Raw genomic sequence first — 16,116 nt, 5'->3', positions numbered from 1 at the left:
TCAAGGCCCTCGGTGATACGGCGTATGTTCTTCGACTTCCAGGATATATTGATCGATCGCCGCGCGCTCATCATTTAGGTAATGATCGATGGCGCGACGGAAGCGCGGATCGGCGATCCAGTGTGCCGACCAGGTAGGTGTCGGCTCGAAGCCGCGCGGAACTTTGTGCTCGCCCTGCGTGCCCGGCTCGAAGTGCTGCAGCCCGTGCTCGATGCAGTACTCGATGCCCTGGTAGTAGCAGGTCTCGAAATGCAGACTGTGAAAGTTCGCAGCTGCGCCCCAGTAGCGACCGTACAGCACCTCATCGCCGCGAAAGAAAATCGCGGTGGCGATCGGATGACCCTGGTACTCCGCCAGTTTGATCACGACCGAGTGCGGCATCACCTCGGACACGGCCTGGAAGAATTCCACGTTCAAGTAGTGCTCATGGCCGTGCGATTCGAACGTCGCCGCGGAAAACCCGAACACGATGTTCCACAGCTTGGCATCCATCTGCGCACCGCTGAGCGTGCGAAACGTGACGCCCCCTTCGCGCACGCGACGACGCTCGCGCAGTGCTTTCTTGCGCTTGTCGGAGCGAAACGTCGCGATGAAATCGTCGAAGGTTTTGTAGCCGCGGTTGTGCCAGTGGAACTGGCAGTCCTTGCGCCACAGATAACCTTCATCGCTCAGCGACGCACGATCTTCCTCCGTCAGGAACAACAGATGCGCCGATGACATCTGCTGCGACTTCGCGTACGTCAGCAGTTCCATGCTCAGACGCGTGCGCACCTCGGGCGAGGCATCGGGAGCGAGTAACAAACGAGGCCCCATCGCCGGTGTGAACGGCGGCATGCTCACGAGTTTGGGGTAGTAGCGCAGGCCGGCTTGATCGTAAGCACGCGCCCAGCTCCAATCGAAAACAAACTCCCCCCACGAATGACTCTTGCGGTACAGCGGCATGGCCGCGACCAGCTGGCCTTGCTCTTCGAGCAGTAGATGATGGGGCAACCAGCCGGCTGCCTTACCGACGCAGCCGGCGCGCTCCAGGGCGAGCAAGAACTCGTGCCGCACGAACGGATTGCCCCCGAGCGCCAGCGCATTCCATTGCGCAGCGGGGATGCGATCGATGCTCGTAATGATGCGTGCTTGCAGATTCGCTGCCATTGGCCCCGATCTTACCGATCGGCAGGGCGATGGCGCGCGTCAGCGCGCGCCGTCAGCTCAAGCCTTGAGATTGGCTGCATCGATCTGGTCGAGATACTTGTCGGCGTCGAGCGCCGCCATGCAGCCCGTGCCGGCCGATGTGATGGCCTGGCGATACACATGATCGGCGACGTCGCCGGCGGCGAACACGCCGGGCACGCTGGTCTGCGTCGCGTTGCCGGCGATGCCGGACTTCACGATCAGATAGCCGCCCTTCATCTCCAGCTGGCCTTCGAACAGCTGCGTATTGGGCGCATGGCCGACGGCGACGAACATGCCGGTGACTTCCAGATCGCGCTTCGGTCCGCCCGCTACGGGCGCGATGCGAACGCCGTTGACACCACTGTCATCGCCGAGCACTTCATCGACGTGGTGATTCCACACGATCGAAACTTTGCCGGCCTTCTCGCGTTCGAACAGATGATCCTGCAGGATTTTTTCCGAACGCAGCTTGTCGCGGCGATGGACCAGCGTGACGTGCGAAGCGATGTTCGACAGATACAGCGCTTCCTCGACCGCGGTGTTGCCGCCGCCGATGACCGCCACTTTCTGATTCTTGAAGAAGAAGCCGTCGCAGGTGGCGCAGGCCGACACGCCGCGGCCGCGGAAATTCTGCTCGGACTCCAGGCCCAGGTACTTGGCGGTCGCGCCGGTGGCGATGATCAGCGCATCGCAGGTGTAAGCGCCGCGATCGCCTTCGAGTCTGAACGGACGCTGCGACAGGTCGACGCTGTTGATGTGGTCGTTCACCACTTCGGTATTGAAGCGCTCGGCGTGCTCGCGCATGCGCTCCATCAGCTTCGGGCCGGTGAGGCCGTGCGGGTCGCCGGGCCAGTTGTCGACCTCGGTGGTGGTCATGAGCTGGCCGCCTTCCTCGAGGCCGGTCAGCAGCAGCGGCTTGCGATTGGCGCGCGCGGCATAGACGGCGGCGGCGTAGCCTGCGGGGCCCGACCCCAGAATGATCAACCGGGAGTGGCGGGGAGTGCTCATGTATGATTCACCTTCACGATCCTTAAAGCGTCGATGCGAGAGTTCTGACAGTCTGTGAGGGCGCCCGTCGCCAATAGCAACGCCGCGCGGTTCATCCGCTCGCCCGCCTCACAGGCCGGTCAGGGGCGCATGGTATGTAATGCGCACCGGGCCGCCAAATAGAGGGGCTCGATGCCGGTCATCGACGGACCGCTCCCGCTGGTCAGCTCGAAGCTTGCTTTCGGGGGGTGGCTCAACCCGCCCGGCCCGGGATAATGTATATTCGATATCAGTGAGTTACACAGCTTTTCTTATGCAATTGGTTGGGGTGAATCGAGTTGGCCAGCAGGGCTGAGGCGCGCGAAGGAATGCGGTTGGGGTCCACCGTCGTGCGGTCATTGCGCGAGGGGGCCCTGTGGGTGTTCGGCGCGCTCGCACTGATCGTGCTGGCGGCGCTCATCACGTACGACCGCCACGATCCGTCTTTCGCAACCACGGGCGAGCCCGGGCCGATCGCCAACGTCATCGGTCCCTTGGGCGCGCATATGGCGGGGCTGCTGGTGCTGTTGTTCGGCGCGCCAGCGTTCTTGTTTCCGGTGATGATCGGATTTGCCGGCTGGCTGCTGTATCGGGATCGCAGCAAGGATGACGCGCAGTCGAACGCCACGCTGGCCTTTCGCGGCCTGGGCTTTCTGCTGACGCTCGCCACCAGCTGTGGGTTGGCCAGCCTGCACTTCACCATCCACAGCTATCCGGACTCAGCCGGCGGGGTGCTCGGCTCGCTGGTGGGGCAGGGACTGGACTCGGGCTTGAGCTTCCTCGGTGCGACCTTGATGCTGCTGGCGCTGTGGCTTGCGGGCGTGTCGCTGTTCATCGGCCATTCGTGGATTCAGGTCATGGACGTGACGGGCCGCGCGACCTTGCGTGCGTTCGAATGGATGTCCGGCCGGATGAGCACCGCACGCGAGATCAAACAAGGTCGCGAGGTGAAGGAAGCGCGCAGCGAAGTCATCCGCGAAGAGAAAAAGCGCGTCGCCTCGCGTCCGCCGCCGAAGATCGAGCGGGTCGAGCAGAAGGTGGAGAAGAGCGAGCGCGTCGAGAAGGAACGTCAGGTCGCGCTGTTCGAAGCGCCGCAGTCGAAGGAACTGCCGCCGCTGTCACTGCTCGATGATCCGCCGCCGAAACAGCAGGGGTATTCATCCGAAGCGCTCGAGGCCATGTCGCGCCTGGTGGAGATCAAGCTCAAGGACTTCGGCGTCGAGGCCGAGGTGGTCGCGGTGAATCCGGGCCCCGTCATCACGCGCTTCGAGCTGAGTCTCGGCACCGGCGTGAAGGTCAGCCAGATCTCGAATCTTGCCAAGGACCTGGCGCGTGCGCTGTCCGCGATCAGCGTGCGCGTCGTGGAAGTCATTCCCGGCAAATCGACCGTCGGCCTGGAAATTCCCAACGAGAAGCGCGAGATCGTCACGTTGGGCGAGATCATCAAGTCCAGAGCTTACGATGATATGGCGTCGCCGCTGGCGCTGGTGCTCGGCAAGGACATCAGTGGCGGTCCGGTCTGCGCGGATCTCGCCCGCATGCCGCACTTGCTGGTCGGTGGTACGACCGGTTCGGGTAAATCGACCGCGGTCAACGCGATGGTGCTGTCGCTGCTCTACAAGGCATCGGCGGAGCACGTGCGCTTGATCATGATCGATCCGAAGATGCTGGAATTGTCGGTGTATGAGGGCATTCCGCATCTGTTGGCGCCAGTCGTGACCGACATGAAGGAAGCCGCCAACGCGTTGCGCTGGTGCGTGGCCGAGATGGAGCGTCGCTATCAATTGATGGCCGCGCTCGGCGTGCGAAACCTTGCCGGCTTCAATCGGAAGATCAAGGAATCGCAGGAGGCCAAGGAGCCGATCCGCGATCCGTTGCTGATGAAGATGCTCGGCCCGGAAGGCAATCCGAACGAAGTGCCGTTCCTGGAGCCGCTGCCGTTCGTCGTCGTCATCGTCGATGAGTTGGCCGACATGATGATGATCGTTGGCAAAAAGGTGGAAGAGCTGATCGCGCGCCTGGCCCAGAAGGCGCGTGCGTCGGGCATTCACCTGATTCTCGCCACGCAACGTCCGTCGGTGGACGTGATCACGGGCTTGATCAAAGCAAACATTCCGACGCGTATGGCGTTCCAGGTGTCGGCGAAAGTGGACTCGCGCACCATTCTCGATCAGATGGGCGCCGAGGCTTTGCTCGGTCACGGCGACATGTTGTTCCTGCAGCCGGGCACCTCGGTGCCGGTACGCGTGCACGGTGCGTTCGTGTCGGACGCCGAGGTTCATCGCGTTGTCGGCAGCTTGAAGGGCTCGTCGCCGCCGTCCTACGTGGATGAGATCCTGAAGGGACCTTCCACGCCGATTCCTGGTCTAAAGGGCGAGGATGACGAAGGCGGCGAGGGCGGTGAGGGTTCCGATGGCGAGCAGGATCCTTTGTACGATCAGGCGGTGAAAATCGTGGTCGAGTCCCGCAAGGCGTCGATCTCCGGTGTGCAGCGTCGCTTGAAGATCGGTTACAACCGCGCCGCGCGCATGATCGAAACCATGGAGGCGGCCGGCCTGGTCGGTCCGCTGCAGTCCAACGGCTCGCGCGAAGTGCTGGCGCCCCCGCCGGCCGAAGAGTAGCTCGATGACGCGTTTTTTCAGTGTCGGTCGTATGGCGGCCGCGTTGCTCCTCACGCTGTTTGCTCACGTGACGCTCGCCGCCTCGGACACGGCCGCGGGTCAGCGGAAGGTCGAGAGCTTTCTGCAGGGCCTGCAATCGCTGCAGGCGCAGTTCAAACAAACGCTGATGGATCGCAATGGGTTGACCGTCGAGCAGGCGAGCGGCACGTTGGCGATCCGCCGCCCCGATCGGTTCCGTTGGGATTATCACGAGCCCAATGAACAGGTCATCGTCGCCGACGGCTCGCGCATCTGGCTGTACGACGCCGATCTGCAACAGGTAACGGTGCGCAAGCTGGATGACACATTATCGGCGACGCCGGCCATGCTGCTGAGCGGTCAAGGCAATCTGCAGGACAACTTTACTGTCACGCAAACGTCGCAAGAGGGCGGCGTGTTGTGGGTGCGCATGCAACCCAAACGCGATGACACGGATTTCAAATGGGTGCGTCTGGGCTTCGATGGCAACACATTGAAGTTCATGCAGCTGGCCGACAAGCTCGGCCAGACCACGAACCTCGAGTTTTCACAATTGGAGCGGAATCTCGCCCTCGATCCGTCACGATTCACCTTTACCGTACCGCCTGGTGCCGACGTGATCGGCGATACGTCCAGGAATTGAGGTTATGTTGCCGTTGAGATTTCCGAGGCTCTGGCTCACCTTGGGCTGGCTCGCCATCGGGTTGGCGATTGTTGTCTGCCTGATGCCCACTGACCGGCTGCCGCTGCCGTCGAACTTGAGTGACAAGTCCGAGCACTTCATCGGCTATCTGCTGCTGTCGTGCTGGTTCGGCGGTATCTATCCGCGCTCGCGATACTGGCTCATCGCGCTCGGCCTGGTCGTGATGGGCGTGCTGATCGAGTTCGCTCAAGGCGCCATGGGCTGGGGGCGCCAGGCAGATGTGCGTGATGTCGTCGCAAACAGCGCTGGCGTGTTCGCTGGGCTGTTGCTGTGCTGGTGCTTCGGCAGCTGGGCACAGCGCGTAGAGTCGGTGGTAGCGCTCGTGACCGGGACGCAGGAGTCGTGAATTTGCCGTTCGACGACGCCGTCGATGCGCGACCGCTCGCGGATCGCATGCGACCGGCTTCGCTCGATGAATATATCGGACAGACGCATCTGTTCGGCCCCGGCAAGCCGCTGCGACGCATGCTCGAAGGCGGTCATCTGCACTCGATGATTTTGTGGGGACCGCCCGGCACGGGTAAAACCACGCTGGCTCGCTTGGTGGCTCAGCAGTGCGATGCGCAGTTCATCGCGTTGTCTGCGGTGATGGCCGGCGTCAAGGACATTCGCGCCGCCGCCGAACAAGCCCAGGAAGCGCGTCGTGCCGGCCGTCGCACGGTGTTGTTTCTGGACGAGGTGCATCGTTTCAACAAAGCACAGCAGGATGCATTTCTGCCGTGGGTCGAGGATGGCACCTTGGTCTTCATCGGCGCGACCACCGAAAATCCGTCGTTTGAATTGAATAACGCGTTGCTGTCACGAGCGCGCGTTTACGTGTTGCGCTCGCTCACCGAGGCGGATATCCGGCAGGTGCTGGATCGTGCGCTCGCCAGGCAAGAAGGTGCGGTCGCGGCCGAGGAACGCGCGCTGGAATTGATGGCGAAAGCGGCCGATGGCGACGCGCGCCGTTCGCTCAACATGCTGGAGCTCGCGATCGATCTGGCAAGTGCTGGCGAGCCGCCAGCGATCACTGAAGCCATCGCGAATGAAGTGGCCTCGGGCGGCTTGCGACGTTTCGACAAGCAGGGCGAGGCGTTCTACGACCAGATCTCGGCGCTGCATAAATCAGTGCGCGGCAGCGATCCGGATGCGGCGCTGTACTGGCTGTGTCGAATGCTGGATGGCGGCTGCGATCCTCGATACATCGCTCGGCGCGTGCTGCGGATGGCCTCGGAAGATATCGGTCTCGCCGATCCGCGCGGCCACACGTTGGCGTTGGAAGCGTGCGAGGTGTACGAGCGGCTCGGCTCGCCGGAAGGGGAGCTGGCCATCGCGCAGGCGGTCGTATTTCTGGCGTGCGCGGCGAAGAGCAACGCCCTGTACAAGGCGTTCGGCGAGGCCATGCAGGATGCGAAAACCTTGGGCTCGCTCGATGTCCCACTGCATCTGCGCAATGCACCGACCAAGCTGATGAAGTCGCTCGGCTACGGCAAGGACTATCGCTACGCGCACGATGAGCCGGATGCTTACGCGGCCGGTGAGAATTACTTCCCCGAAGGCATGGAGCCGCGCCAGTACTATCAGCCCGTGTCCCGGGGCATGGAAATCAAGATTGCCGAGGCGCTGGCACGCAGAAAGAAGTGACTGCTGACTGGTGACTAATGACTGGTCAGAGGGTCATGGCTGCACTTGAGATGCCGCTGGAATACACTGTGCCGCTTTCTGACCAGTCATCAGTCATTAGTCAGTAGTCACTTCTACTATGCTCGACCCCAAACTGCTCCGTTCCGACCCCGACGCCGTTGCCGCGAACCTCGCGAAACGCGGTTTCAAGCTCGACGTGGCTCAGCTGAACTCGCTGGAGGAAGCGCGCAAGAAATGGCAGGTGCGGGCCGATGAGCTGCGCAACGAGAAGAACGTTCACGCCAAGAGCGTCGGCAAGGCCAAGGCGCAGGGGCAGGACATCGCGCCGCTGTTGAAGCAGGTCGAAACGCTCGGCACCGAGCTCGCGGCCGCCGAAGCCGAGTTCGCCAAGGTGCAAGCGGAGCTCGAGAAGATCACGCTCGGGCTGCCGAACATGCTGCACGAGAGCGTGCCCGTCGGTCGCGATGAAACTGCCAACGTCGAGGTTCGTCGTTGGGGTGAGCCGCGCAAGTTTGCGTACAAGCCGCTCGACCACGTTGAGCTCGGCGAAAAGCTCGGCCAGATGGACTTCGCTGCCGCCGGCAAGATCTCCGGCGCGCGCTTCACGGTGCTGACCGGGCCGCTGGCTCGCCTGCATCGCGCGTTGATCCAGTTCATGCTGGATCTGCATACCGGCGAGCACGGCTATCGCGAGACCTATGTTCCCTATCTGGTGAACGCTCAATCCCTGACGGGCACCGGCAACTTGCCTAAGTTCGAAGCGGACTTGTTCGCCCTCAAGGGCGAGTCGGGGCTGTATTTGATTCCGACCGCGGAAGTGCCGGTCACGAATCTCGCCCGCGAAACCATCATCGAAGCCGACGAATTGCCGATCCGTTACGTCGCGCACACGCCGTGCTTCCGCTCCGAAGCGGGTTCGTACGGCAAGGACACGCGCGGCATGATTCGTCAGCATCAGTTCGAGAAGGTGGAGCTGGTGCACCTGTCGAAGCCGCAAGATTCGTACGCCGAGCACGACTTGCTGACGCGTAACGCCGAAGAAGTGCTCAAGCGACTGAATCTTCCCTATCGAGTGATGGCGCTGGCTTCCGGCGATATCGGCTTCGGCTCGGCGAAGACGTATGACCTGGAAGTATGGCTGCCAGGGCAGGAGGCATATCGCGAGATTTCTTCGTGCTCGAACTTCGAGGCGTTCCAGGCGCGTCGCATGCAGGCGCGTTGGCGCAATCCCGAGACGGGCAAGCCGGAGCCGCTGCACACGTTGAACGGATCGGGTGTGGCCGCCGGTCGCGCGCTCGTGGCCGTGCTCGAGAACTATCAGGAGCCGGATGGCAGCATCAAGGTGCCCGAGGCGCTGAAGCCGTACATGGGTGGTCTCGACGTCATCCGCCGTCCGTAAGAGGCTCTCGACGATCGGTGGTCCCGGAGACCATTTGACGCCTTCCGGGACCACGCGCGCGGCTTTTGTGTAGTCGCTCGATCGCGGCTATCTGCCGATGAAGTTCACGACACTCGTTGTTGTGGTCATCTTGTCGGTGACAAAGATCGTAATACTGCTTCCCGAGAACGCTGCGGCGAGAAGTGCCGCATAGGCCGCCTTTCCTCCTTCAGTTCCTGCGTTTCCTCCAGGGGCCTGCAGGTCGATGTAGTACTTGTAGGTGGTCCCGAAAGTTATGTCGAAATCCTTCAGGTTTTGCAGCCACACCTTGTTGGCATACATGTCCACCTGCCATTTCAGCTGGCTCGCGTCGGGAATCGACACGGCATCATTCGCTGACGCCGAGTGCGCGACCGTCAACAAGGCAGCAGCGGCTAACAGAGCTCTCATTCCTTTACTCCTCCTGTCCCAGAAGCGGCGACACTAGCCGAAGCGGCATAGACAATCGAGATTCCCGGAACATAAAGCCGGGCGTAAAAAAAGGGCGCTGCTTTTGGCAGCGCCCTTTGTCTTTCAGCCCTGGATGACTCGATCAGTCATCACCGGAGGCCGCGCCCAACAGGTGCAGCAGGCTGGTGAACAGGTTGTAGATGCTCACGTATAGCGTGACCGTCGCCATGATGTAGTTCGTCTCGCCGCCGTGAATGATGGCGCTGGTCTGATACAGGATCAGGCCGGCCATCGCGATCACGAACACGCCCGAGACCACCAGCGACAAGGTCGGCATGTTGAAGAACACGGCCACCAGGCCGAGCAGGAAGGCGCCGATGATGCCCACCGTCAGGAAGCCGCCCATGAAGCTGAAGTCCTTCTGGCTCTTGACCGCATAGGCGGACAAGCCGACGAAGGTCGCGGCGGTGACGCCGAGCGCCGTGGTCACGACTTGCGCGCCGTTCGGCAGGAACTTCAGATACATGCTGATGATGGGGCCGAGCGTCAGGCCCATGAAGCCGGTCAGCAGGAAGATGAACAACAGACCCCACGAGCTGTTCTGCGTCTTGGTGACTGCGAACAGCAGGCCGAAGTAGCCGACCAGTGTGATCAACAGACCCGGATGGGGCAGGTTGAGCAGCATGGAGACGCCGGCCGTCAACGCACTGAAGGCGAGCGTGGCACCGAGCAACAGATACGTGTTGCGTAGAACTTTATTGGTCGTCAGCGCTGAGCTGCGCGTGGTACTTGCAATGGTGCTTGGATAAGACGCCATGACTTTCGACTCCTCCGGAATATCGTCCAGTTGGACCGCGTTCCGTCCCGCGAGTTGCAGGCCGACGCGCCTTGTCCAGCATTCTACAGCGGCCTGGGCGGACCCCGTCTATGTGATTGCAAGATTTTGAATTGCAAGGGGTTGAACCTTACCGGGCTGTCAGGAAGGCGGTCATGAGCGATTGTGCAGGCGCATTGACACTGCTGTCAGCAGCCCCTTAGATTTTGCGACCTGATCGATTGCCGCCGCATCGGTTGTTGTGGTGGCCCGTCCATCGCAACGATTGCATGGAGGCTTATGCGCACGGCACGGAACCGCGACATGGCGCAGATCGTCGGCTTGGCGAGCAACTCGGCGAAATTCGGTCCGCCTCGCAGCACCTCGGCACTGATTCCACGTAGTCCCCTGGCAGCCCGCATCGACCGAGGCGGCAAGGTCGTGCTGCTGCTCGCACCGCCGGGTTCGGGAAAGACGTCGTTACTGACCCAATGGCACGGCCAGCTCGGGCCAGAGCGGCGCGTGGCCTGGCTGTTGGGCGAACGTCGTGATCGCGAGCCGGTGCATTTCTTCAGCTGGCTGGCGGCCAGCATCGACAAAGCGCTGCATACCTCCGCCGCCCCCTTCGTCGGGGCTGGCGCGTGCACGCATTGCTCGGCAGAACACATCACAGATGCCCTGGGCGATCAGCTTGCGAGTCTCGATCAACCCTTGGCCGTCGTCATCGATGACCTGCAATGGTTGGATTGCGCCGAGGGTGAGCGGGCACTGCTGCAACTGATGCTGCAGTCCTCGCCGAAGGTACGATGGATCCTCGCGACGCGTCGCGTACCGAGATTCGATTTACAGCGACTCAAGCTCGAGGATGCATTGACGCTGTTGGACGCGGCCGATCTCGCGTTCCAGCCCGAGCAAATCTGCGAGTTGTCCTTACTCCTGCGCGGCGTACCGCTGTCGCTGCAGGATGCAACCGAGTGCGCTCGGCGCACGGAAGGATGGATCGCGGGCGTGAAGCTCACATTGCTTGCGAGCACGAGGGGCGAGCGCGTCGAAGGACTCGATCACGACATTGGCGCTTATCTGATGGCCGAAGCGTGGCAGGACTTGCCGGATCGGCTGCGCGAGTTCCTGCTTGTCACCTGTGTTCCCGAGCGGTTCTGCAGTGAGCTTGCGGTGGCGTTGCTTGGCGAGGATGACGCATCGCAGTGCCTCGATGAGCTGGAGCACTCGCAGCGCTTCGTCCGAGCGTTGGACGGCACGCATCGATGGTTCCGCTATCACACGATGTATCGGGAGTTCCTGCTCGGGCAGCTGAAGAAACTCGGGTCTGCGCGTATCGCACAGCTGCATCGAATCAGCAGCCAATGGTTCGCCGATCATGAGCAACCGCGCGAAGCCCTACATCATGCGTTCGCGGCGGCCGATCGCCAGTGGGCGCTGCAGGTGCTGGCGCGCTGTGTGCCCGTGTGGTTGCGAACGGGGGAGTTTCCCGAAGTGTTGCAGTGGTCGGGACGACTGACGCTCGGCGAGATCATGAGCTGCGAAGCGGTGCGTGATGCGCATCTGATGAGCCTGATTTTCCTGCGACAGTTCGAGCGGGCCCGTCAGGAGCTTCGGCTCGCGGATCAACTGGCGCGCGATGAGTCGGAGCGACGCGCGCTACCGCCGCTGCAATTGATGCTCGAGATCATGACCGACGCCCGGGTGCAGTTCGTCGTGCCGGACGTGGAGGCGCTGAGCATTCCGGAGAATCCCTATCTCACCGCCAACCTGTTCAACGTCGCGGCGTATCAGTTGCTCGTGGACAAAGCGTTCGATGCCGCGCGCCGGCTCGCATTGCGAGGCAAGCAGTTGCTGCAAGGAACGCAACATATCTATGCGTTGGCACAAGCCTCCGTGGTGCTGATGCTGATCGATCGCGCCGAGGGCCATGCGAAAGAGGCAGCAGAAAGCTGCATGCAGCTTTACGCATGCACGCGAGGAGGGCGGCGCAATCCGATCTGGGTTACGGCCACCACCGCCGCGGCGTCCGTGCACTATCACCACAATCGATTGCAGCAGGCCGAAGCGCTGTGCGCTGAAGTTCTGCCCCTGCTGTCGATGGCGCCCTCGCTGGAGAATCTGACCGTCGCGCATGTGGTCGCCGCACGGCTCAAATGCGCATCCGCGAAGTACGGCGACGCACTGAGATTGCTCGACTATGCGCACAGCGTGCTCGACAGCAGCAACTGCCAGCGATTGTTGGCACGGGTATGTTTCGAGAAGGTTCGGCTGTGGCTGCTACAGGAGCAACCGATGCGGGCGTTACGCGCGCTTGCCGATTGCGGACAGTCCTTCCACGTCGATGCAAACAACCGAGCCGAGCCGCCGTGGGAGGAGTTTGCCTTGTCGCGCGTGGCGATCCTGATTCATCGGGGCTTGTTCGATGCGGCGGCGAACGAGTTGCAGCGGTTGTGCGAACGCGCAGAGGCGGCGGGCGACGTGTATGGCCGGGTACGGCTGGAAGCGACGCTTGCGACGTGCAGCTGGCAGGCGCATGAAGAGGAGGCCGCGTTTGGCTGGATGAATCGTGCGCTCAAGCTCACTGGCCATCGAGGCTTCAGCCGAGCCGTGTTCGATGACGTCTTCGGCTTACCGAAGATGTTTGCGACGGCGATCAAGATGTCGCGAGTTGCGACACTGCCCTCGGCAGAGTACTTCAAGCGCTTCCGCGACGTGCTGGCGTTCGATCCCTATGAGCACCATCCGCCGGCTGAGCCGATGCCACTACTTACCCAGCGCGAGCTCGACCTCCTGAAGCTGGTGTCGCAGGGCTTGAGCAACAAGGACATCAGCGAGCGCAGCAACATCACGCTGCTGACGACGAAATGGCACCTGAAGAATGTGTTCGCAAAGCTCGGCGTGAGTACACGGATGGAAGCCGTATTCCGTGCGCAAGAACTGCGCCTCGTCGACGGGCGACCGCCGTCGCTATCGGCGCGCTGAACCCCGAAGGAAAAAAAGGTCGCCGCCAGAGTGGGGTGACGGCGACCTCGAGAAATGTCTGCAACGGATGTTGTTGTCGCAAGCGGCTAGGGAACGGCAGCAATGCGCGCGCCCGAGCCAGGAGGTACGCAGGTGAATGTGATCTCTTGTCCAGGGATCAGCGCCAGTGCGCGGAACAATGCGTCGGGCACACCGATTCCGCTGCCCGAGGGCACGAAGGCATCGGATGCGGCGTTATAAAGGAATCCGCGCGGCGTACCCGCCAGTGTGAGCTTCGCGACCAAGTCGCATTCAGTCACCGTGCCACCGAGCGTCTTCGAGGTGAACGGCGCCGCGGCCCGGGCTTGCAGCAGATCGATGCGCGGACCCACGGCCGCGGCATTGGTCTTCGTCAAGGTGATCTGCTGACCCACGATGGGCGCGATGTCGGAGTCGAAGGCCAGCATGAACTGCTCCATGTCGCGTCGGGTTTGTTCGTAGGTTGCCGCCGGGAAGCCCACCTCCGGCGTCGGTGCGAACAGCACCGCCGACAGGAAATGGAATACCGTGTCGATCGAGCCATCGTGCAGGTAACCAAAGCCCCGGATCTGATTGCCCGTGTTGCCAGTGTCGGGCGTGGTGAAGAACGGCATGCCGGGGAAGCCGAACATGCCGACCTTCGTATATGCATTGCGCAGATGCGGGATCTTCACGATCTGCGGCAACCCTTCGAAGCTCGCTTGACCGTCGGTGCCGAAGAAGCCTTGCGATGCATCCAGGCGATGGCAGCCTTCGCAGGTAAATCCAGTGCCGGGTCCTGCAGCCGGTGGTGCACCGTCAGCACGACGGGGGCCAAGATAGAAATCATGCCCGCGCTGTTGAGCCGGGGTGAGCGAGTTGTCCAAATTGCGCACCGGATTCGGCGGCAGCTGCACCTCCAACTGGAAGTTGGTGAAGCGCTGCATGGTTGTCAAATCCGGCAGCGTAGAGCGGCCAATCAAACCATCGAACGCCACGACGAAGTTGTTGAACGACAGTTCCGGATCGAACGCATCGGTGCCGAAGAACCCGTGAGCGCGATCGCCGCGCCAGTGCATGGCGCCGTGATGGCGCATGCCACGCAACGTCTGCGTCGTCATCGGTCCCTTCATCGGATGGAAGTCCGTCACGACGCCGGTGCCGTTGATGCGCGGCTGCGTGTTGAGCGCCGCGAAGCCCAAGCGAATCGGAATGGGATTGCTGGTCACGAGGTCATCGGGATTGCCCAGATCCCAGGCCAGCTCGTCGTTGTCGCCGAAGATGTGACAGCTTGCGCAGGCAGCTTCGCCATTGGCTGACATATCCACGGCATCGTAGAGCAGCGGCCGGCCTGCGACGACTTGCGCAGGCTCGGGATTGAACAACGGTAACGCGGCCACTTCCGCCTTCGTCGCAAGGTTGATGACCTTCACTGCGTTGTCGAAGCGTGTCATCACGTATAGCCGATTCCGATTTTCATCCAGTGCAAGGCCGCTTGGGCCACCGCCACTGACGCTGATGTAGTTGGGGCTCGTCGTCACCGGATTGAACGTGTTCGCTTCCAGCGCCGTCGTGTCGAACACGCCGACCTTGCTGGAACCGAACGCGGCAACGTAGAGCTTGCGACCATCGCGGCTGACCACCATGTCCAGCGGCGTCGACAAGCTGTGGTTTTTCACGCTCGGATCGAAGCCGGGATCGTTGGCAAGCAGGTCGTAGTTGATGTGCTTGTTCAGATGGCGAGAGGCGACAGTGGTGCCGGAGATCACCGAGATGCGCGTCTCGGCAAGCCGGCCTTGCACGGTGGAGCCGCCGACCACGCCCGGTCCTTCGAAGCGCACGTTGTTGATGGCCTCGGTATTGGAGACATACAGCTTCCCCGTGCGCGGATTGGTCGCCATGTTGAACAAGGTGGTGCCGACGTGCGAGAACGACGCCTTCTGGGTGAGAGCGTTGGCATCGATCGAGAACACATCTTGATCCGGCAATTGGAATCGAACCGCCGCATCCCAGTTGCGGCCCAGTTCGTCTTCCCAATGGCCGCTTGCGCGGTTGAACTTCACGATCAAGCCGACTTCCGGTGCGCGCTTGCCCTCGAAGTTCGTCATTGGGCCCGGGTTGCCGCCGGGCAGGGTGTTGCCTGCGAAGGTGCAGGGGGTGTTGGGGTCGAAGCCGTCGCACACCATCAGCTCGAACACCGTCGTCGTTTGATTGCCGGACTTGAAGGCCGCGGCATAAACGGTCTTGCGATCGGGGCTGACGGCGAGCGCGCGCGGCGTATCGCTGAAGAACGTCATGATCTTGAGCGGCGTGCCACCGAAGGCCGTGCCGAGATTGGCAGGATCGAACACCCACACGTCGGCGCGGCCGACACCGGGCGTCGTAAGCTGCGGATCGCCGGCGCCGGACACGGATGCGATGGAGGGGTCGGTGCGGTGCTGGCCGCGATGTGCGGTGGTGATGAATGCGCGATTGGAGGTGCCGGCGAACACGATGTCACGGGGCTCATCACCCACGAGCAACGTTCGTGTGACTCGCGGCGTACCTGTCAGCGTGACGACGCTGACGCTGTCGGATAGATGATTCACCACCCACACTTCAGTGCTGCTGCGGATCGCGACGGCGACTGGCTCCAGACCGACGGAGACTTCGGCGTCCTTGAAGATGCCAACGGGCGTGACGTTATAAATGACGAGCGTGTTGTTCGGGGTGTTGACGGCGAACAGCTTGCTGCCATCCGATGACAAGGCGAGCGGTCGGACGTGACCGCTTTCGAAGGCGACGAACGATGGTGCTGCCTGCACCGCAGGCGCGAGCATCCAAGCTAGAAACAATGCGCTGCTTGCTGCCAAGCGTCTGAGCTGGGCAGTGCCCCCTGAGCGTTTGAACATGGTTCTCTCCGTGGCCAGTCCAATGCGTTGTTGTGAACGCCGCGCACTGTACGCGCTCGTAGGGTGGCCTCGCGCCCCTCTCCGGAGGGGGCATTCAATCCATAGGCCCGCAGTGCAAGGGCGAGCACGTCATCGAAGCCGATCCGACATTGAACGCGGCCACAGCCGGGATGCCTGGGAGGGGAAGGGCGATCCGCACTTCGGCGGCGCGATCGGAGTGAGCTGAAGGCGTTCCGCGGGCGCAGGCGTCCACCCCCGATCCATGCTAGGATGCGCGCCCCCGGGCCGACCCTCCCGGGGCTCATGCGTGGAAGGGTGGCAGAGTGGTCGATTGCACCGGTCTTGAAAACCGGCAGGGGCGCAAGCCTCTCGTGGGTTCGAATCCCACCCCTTCCGCCACAAGAACAAAAGAGCCCCTTGCGGGGCTTTTTTGTTGTTGT

The 16,116-nt window shown here is 62.2% G+C and carries 11 protein-coding genes and 1 tRNA gene; 7 read left to right on the top strand and 5 right to left on the bottom strand.

The window, feature by feature from the left end:
* Together D0550_RS20050 and trxB are read right to left on the bottom strand one after the other, a co-directional pair.
* The gene (locus D0550_RS20050; RefSeq protein WP_116810960.1) at window positions 1–1,146 is read right to left on the bottom strand and encodes a GNAT family N-acetyltransferase; all 1,146 of its coding nucleotides are present in this window, start codon (window positions 1,144–1,146) and stop codon (window positions 1–3) included.
* A gap of 57 nt (window positions 1,147–1,203) precedes the next feature.
* Window positions 1,204–2,175, bottom strand: coding sequence for a thioredoxin-disulfide reductase (gene trxB, locus D0550_RS20045; protein WP_116810959.1), 972 nt, complete (start codon window positions 2,173–2,175; stop codon window positions 1,204–1,206).
* 347 nt (window positions 2,176–2,522) lie between these two features.
* Between trxB and D0550_RS20040 the strand changes: the two genes are divergently transcribed.
* From D0550_RS20040 to serS, 5 genes are all read left to right on the top strand, one after another.
* Window positions 2,523–4,814, top strand: coding sequence for a DNA translocase FtsK (locus D0550_RS20040; protein WP_116810958.1), 2,292 nt, complete (start codon window positions 2,523–2,525; stop codon window positions 4,812–4,814).
* Between the two features lie 4 nt (window positions 4,815–4,818).
* Window positions 4,819–5,475: an outer membrane lipoprotein periplasmic chaperone LolA gene (gene lolA / locus D0550_RS20035; protein WP_116810957.1), complete on the top strand. Its 657-nt coding sequence runs from the start codon at window positions 4,819–4,821 to the stop codon at window positions 5,473–5,475.
* A gap of 4 nt (window positions 5,476–5,479) precedes the next feature.
* A complete protein-coding gene (locus D0550_RS20030) occupies window positions 5,480–5,881 on the top strand; it encodes a VanZ family protein (RefSeq protein WP_116810956.1) in 402 nt (133 codons plus the stop codon).
* Between the two features lie 47 nt (window positions 5,882–5,928).
* Window positions 5,929–7,161, top strand: coding sequence for a replication-associated recombination protein A (locus D0550_RS20025; protein WP_116810989.1), 1,233 nt, complete (start codon window positions 5,929–5,931; stop codon window positions 7,159–7,161).
* A 118-nt stretch (window positions 7,162–7,279) separates the two neighbouring features.
* Window positions 7,280–8,560: a serine--tRNA ligase gene (gene serS / locus D0550_RS20020; RefSeq protein WP_116810955.1), complete on the top strand. Its 1,281-nt coding sequence runs from the start codon at window positions 7,280–7,282 to the stop codon at window positions 8,558–8,560.
* Window positions 8,561–8,647: 87 nt separating this feature from the next.
* Here the strand turns inward: serS and D0550_RS20015 are convergent, their stop codons facing one another.
* Together D0550_RS20015 and D0550_RS20010 are read right to left on the bottom strand one after the other, a co-directional pair.
* A complete protein-coding gene (locus D0550_RS20015) occupies window positions 8,648–8,989 on the bottom strand; it encodes a hypothetical protein (RefSeq protein WP_116810954.1) in 342 nt (113 codons plus the stop codon).
* Between the two features lie 142 nt (window positions 8,990–9,131).
* Entirely contained in the window at window positions 9,132–9,806 is a 675-nt protein-coding gene (locus D0550_RS20010) for a Bax inhibitor-1/YccA family protein (protein ID WP_116810953.1), read from the bottom strand.
* A 297-nt stretch (window positions 9,807–10,103) separates the two neighbouring features.
* Here D0550_RS20010 and D0550_RS20005 point away from each other — a divergent pair, with 297 nt between their 5' ends.
* Window positions 10,104–12,788 carry a winged helix-turn-helix domain-containing protein gene (locus D0550_RS20005; RefSeq protein ID WP_116810952.1) on the top strand — a complete coding sequence of 895 codons (2,685 nt, stop codon included), beginning with the start codon at window positions 10,104–10,106 and terminating at the stop codon, window positions 12,786–12,788.
* Window positions 12,789–12,874: 86 nt separating this feature from the next.
* On the opposite strand, the gene D0550_RS20000 is transcribed toward D0550_RS20005, so the two are convergent.
* Window positions 12,875–15,676 (bottom strand): YncE family protein, encoded by a 2,802-nt coding sequence (locus D0550_RS20000; protein WP_116810951.1) that lies wholly within the window; start codon window positions 15,674–15,676, stop codon window positions 12,875–12,877.
* Between the two features lie 309 nt (window positions 15,677–15,985).
* Between D0550_RS20000 and D0550_RS19995 the strand changes: the two genes are divergently transcribed.
* A tRNA-Ser gene (locus D0550_RS19995) sits at window positions 15,986–16,075 on the top strand.
* Window positions 16,076–16,116: the final 41 nt, after the last annotated feature.

The organism is Steroidobacter cummioxidans, from assembly GCF_003104955.1.
This window is presented reverse-complemented; position numbering and strand designations above follow the sequence as displayed.

Excerpts from the sequence above, each read along its gene's own strand:
- lolA (WP_116810957.1), top strand. The coding sequence starts at position 4,819 with ATGACGCGTTTTTTCAGTGTCGGTCGTATGGCGGCCGCGTTGCTCCTC.
- D0550_RS20025 (WP_116810989.1), top strand. The coding sequence starts at position 5,929 with ATGCGACCGGCTTCGCTCGATGAATATATCGGACAGACGCATCTGTTC.
- serS (WP_116810955.1), top strand. The coding sequence starts at position 7,280 with ATGCTCGACCCCAAACTGCTCCGTTCCGACCCCGACGCCGTTGCCGCG.
- D0550_RS20015 (WP_116810954.1), bottom strand. The coding sequence starts at position 8,989 with ATGAGAGCTCTGTTAGCCGCTGCTGCCTTGTTGACGGTCGCGCACTCG.
- D0550_RS20000 (WP_116810951.1), bottom strand. The coding sequence starts at position 15,676 with ATGTTCAAACGCTCAGGGGGCACTGCCCAGCTCAGACGCTTGGCAGCA.
- D0550_RS20050 (WP_116810960.1), bottom strand. The coding sequence starts at position 1,146 with ATGGCAGCGAATCTGCAAGCACGCATCATTACGAGCATCGATCGCATC.
- D0550_RS20005 (WP_116810952.1), top strand. The coding sequence starts at position 10,104 with ATGCGCACGGCACGGAACCGCGACATGGCGCAGATCGTCGGCTTGGCG.
- D0550_RS20030 (WP_116810956.1), top strand. The coding sequence starts at position 5,480 with ATGTTGCCGTTGAGATTTCCGAGGCTCTGGCTCACCTTGGGCTGGCTC.
- D0550_RS20010 (WP_116810953.1), bottom strand. The coding sequence starts at position 9,806 with ATGGCGTCTTATCCAAGCACCATTGCAAGTACCACGCGCAGCTCAGCG.
- D0550_RS20040 (WP_116810958.1), top strand. The coding sequence starts at position 2,523 with ATGCGGTTGGGGTCCACCGTCGTGCGGTCATTGCGCGAGGGGGCCCTG.
- trxB (WP_116810959.1), bottom strand. The coding sequence starts at position 2,175 with ATGAGCACTCCCCGCCACTCCCGGTTGATCATTCTGGGGTCGGGCCCC.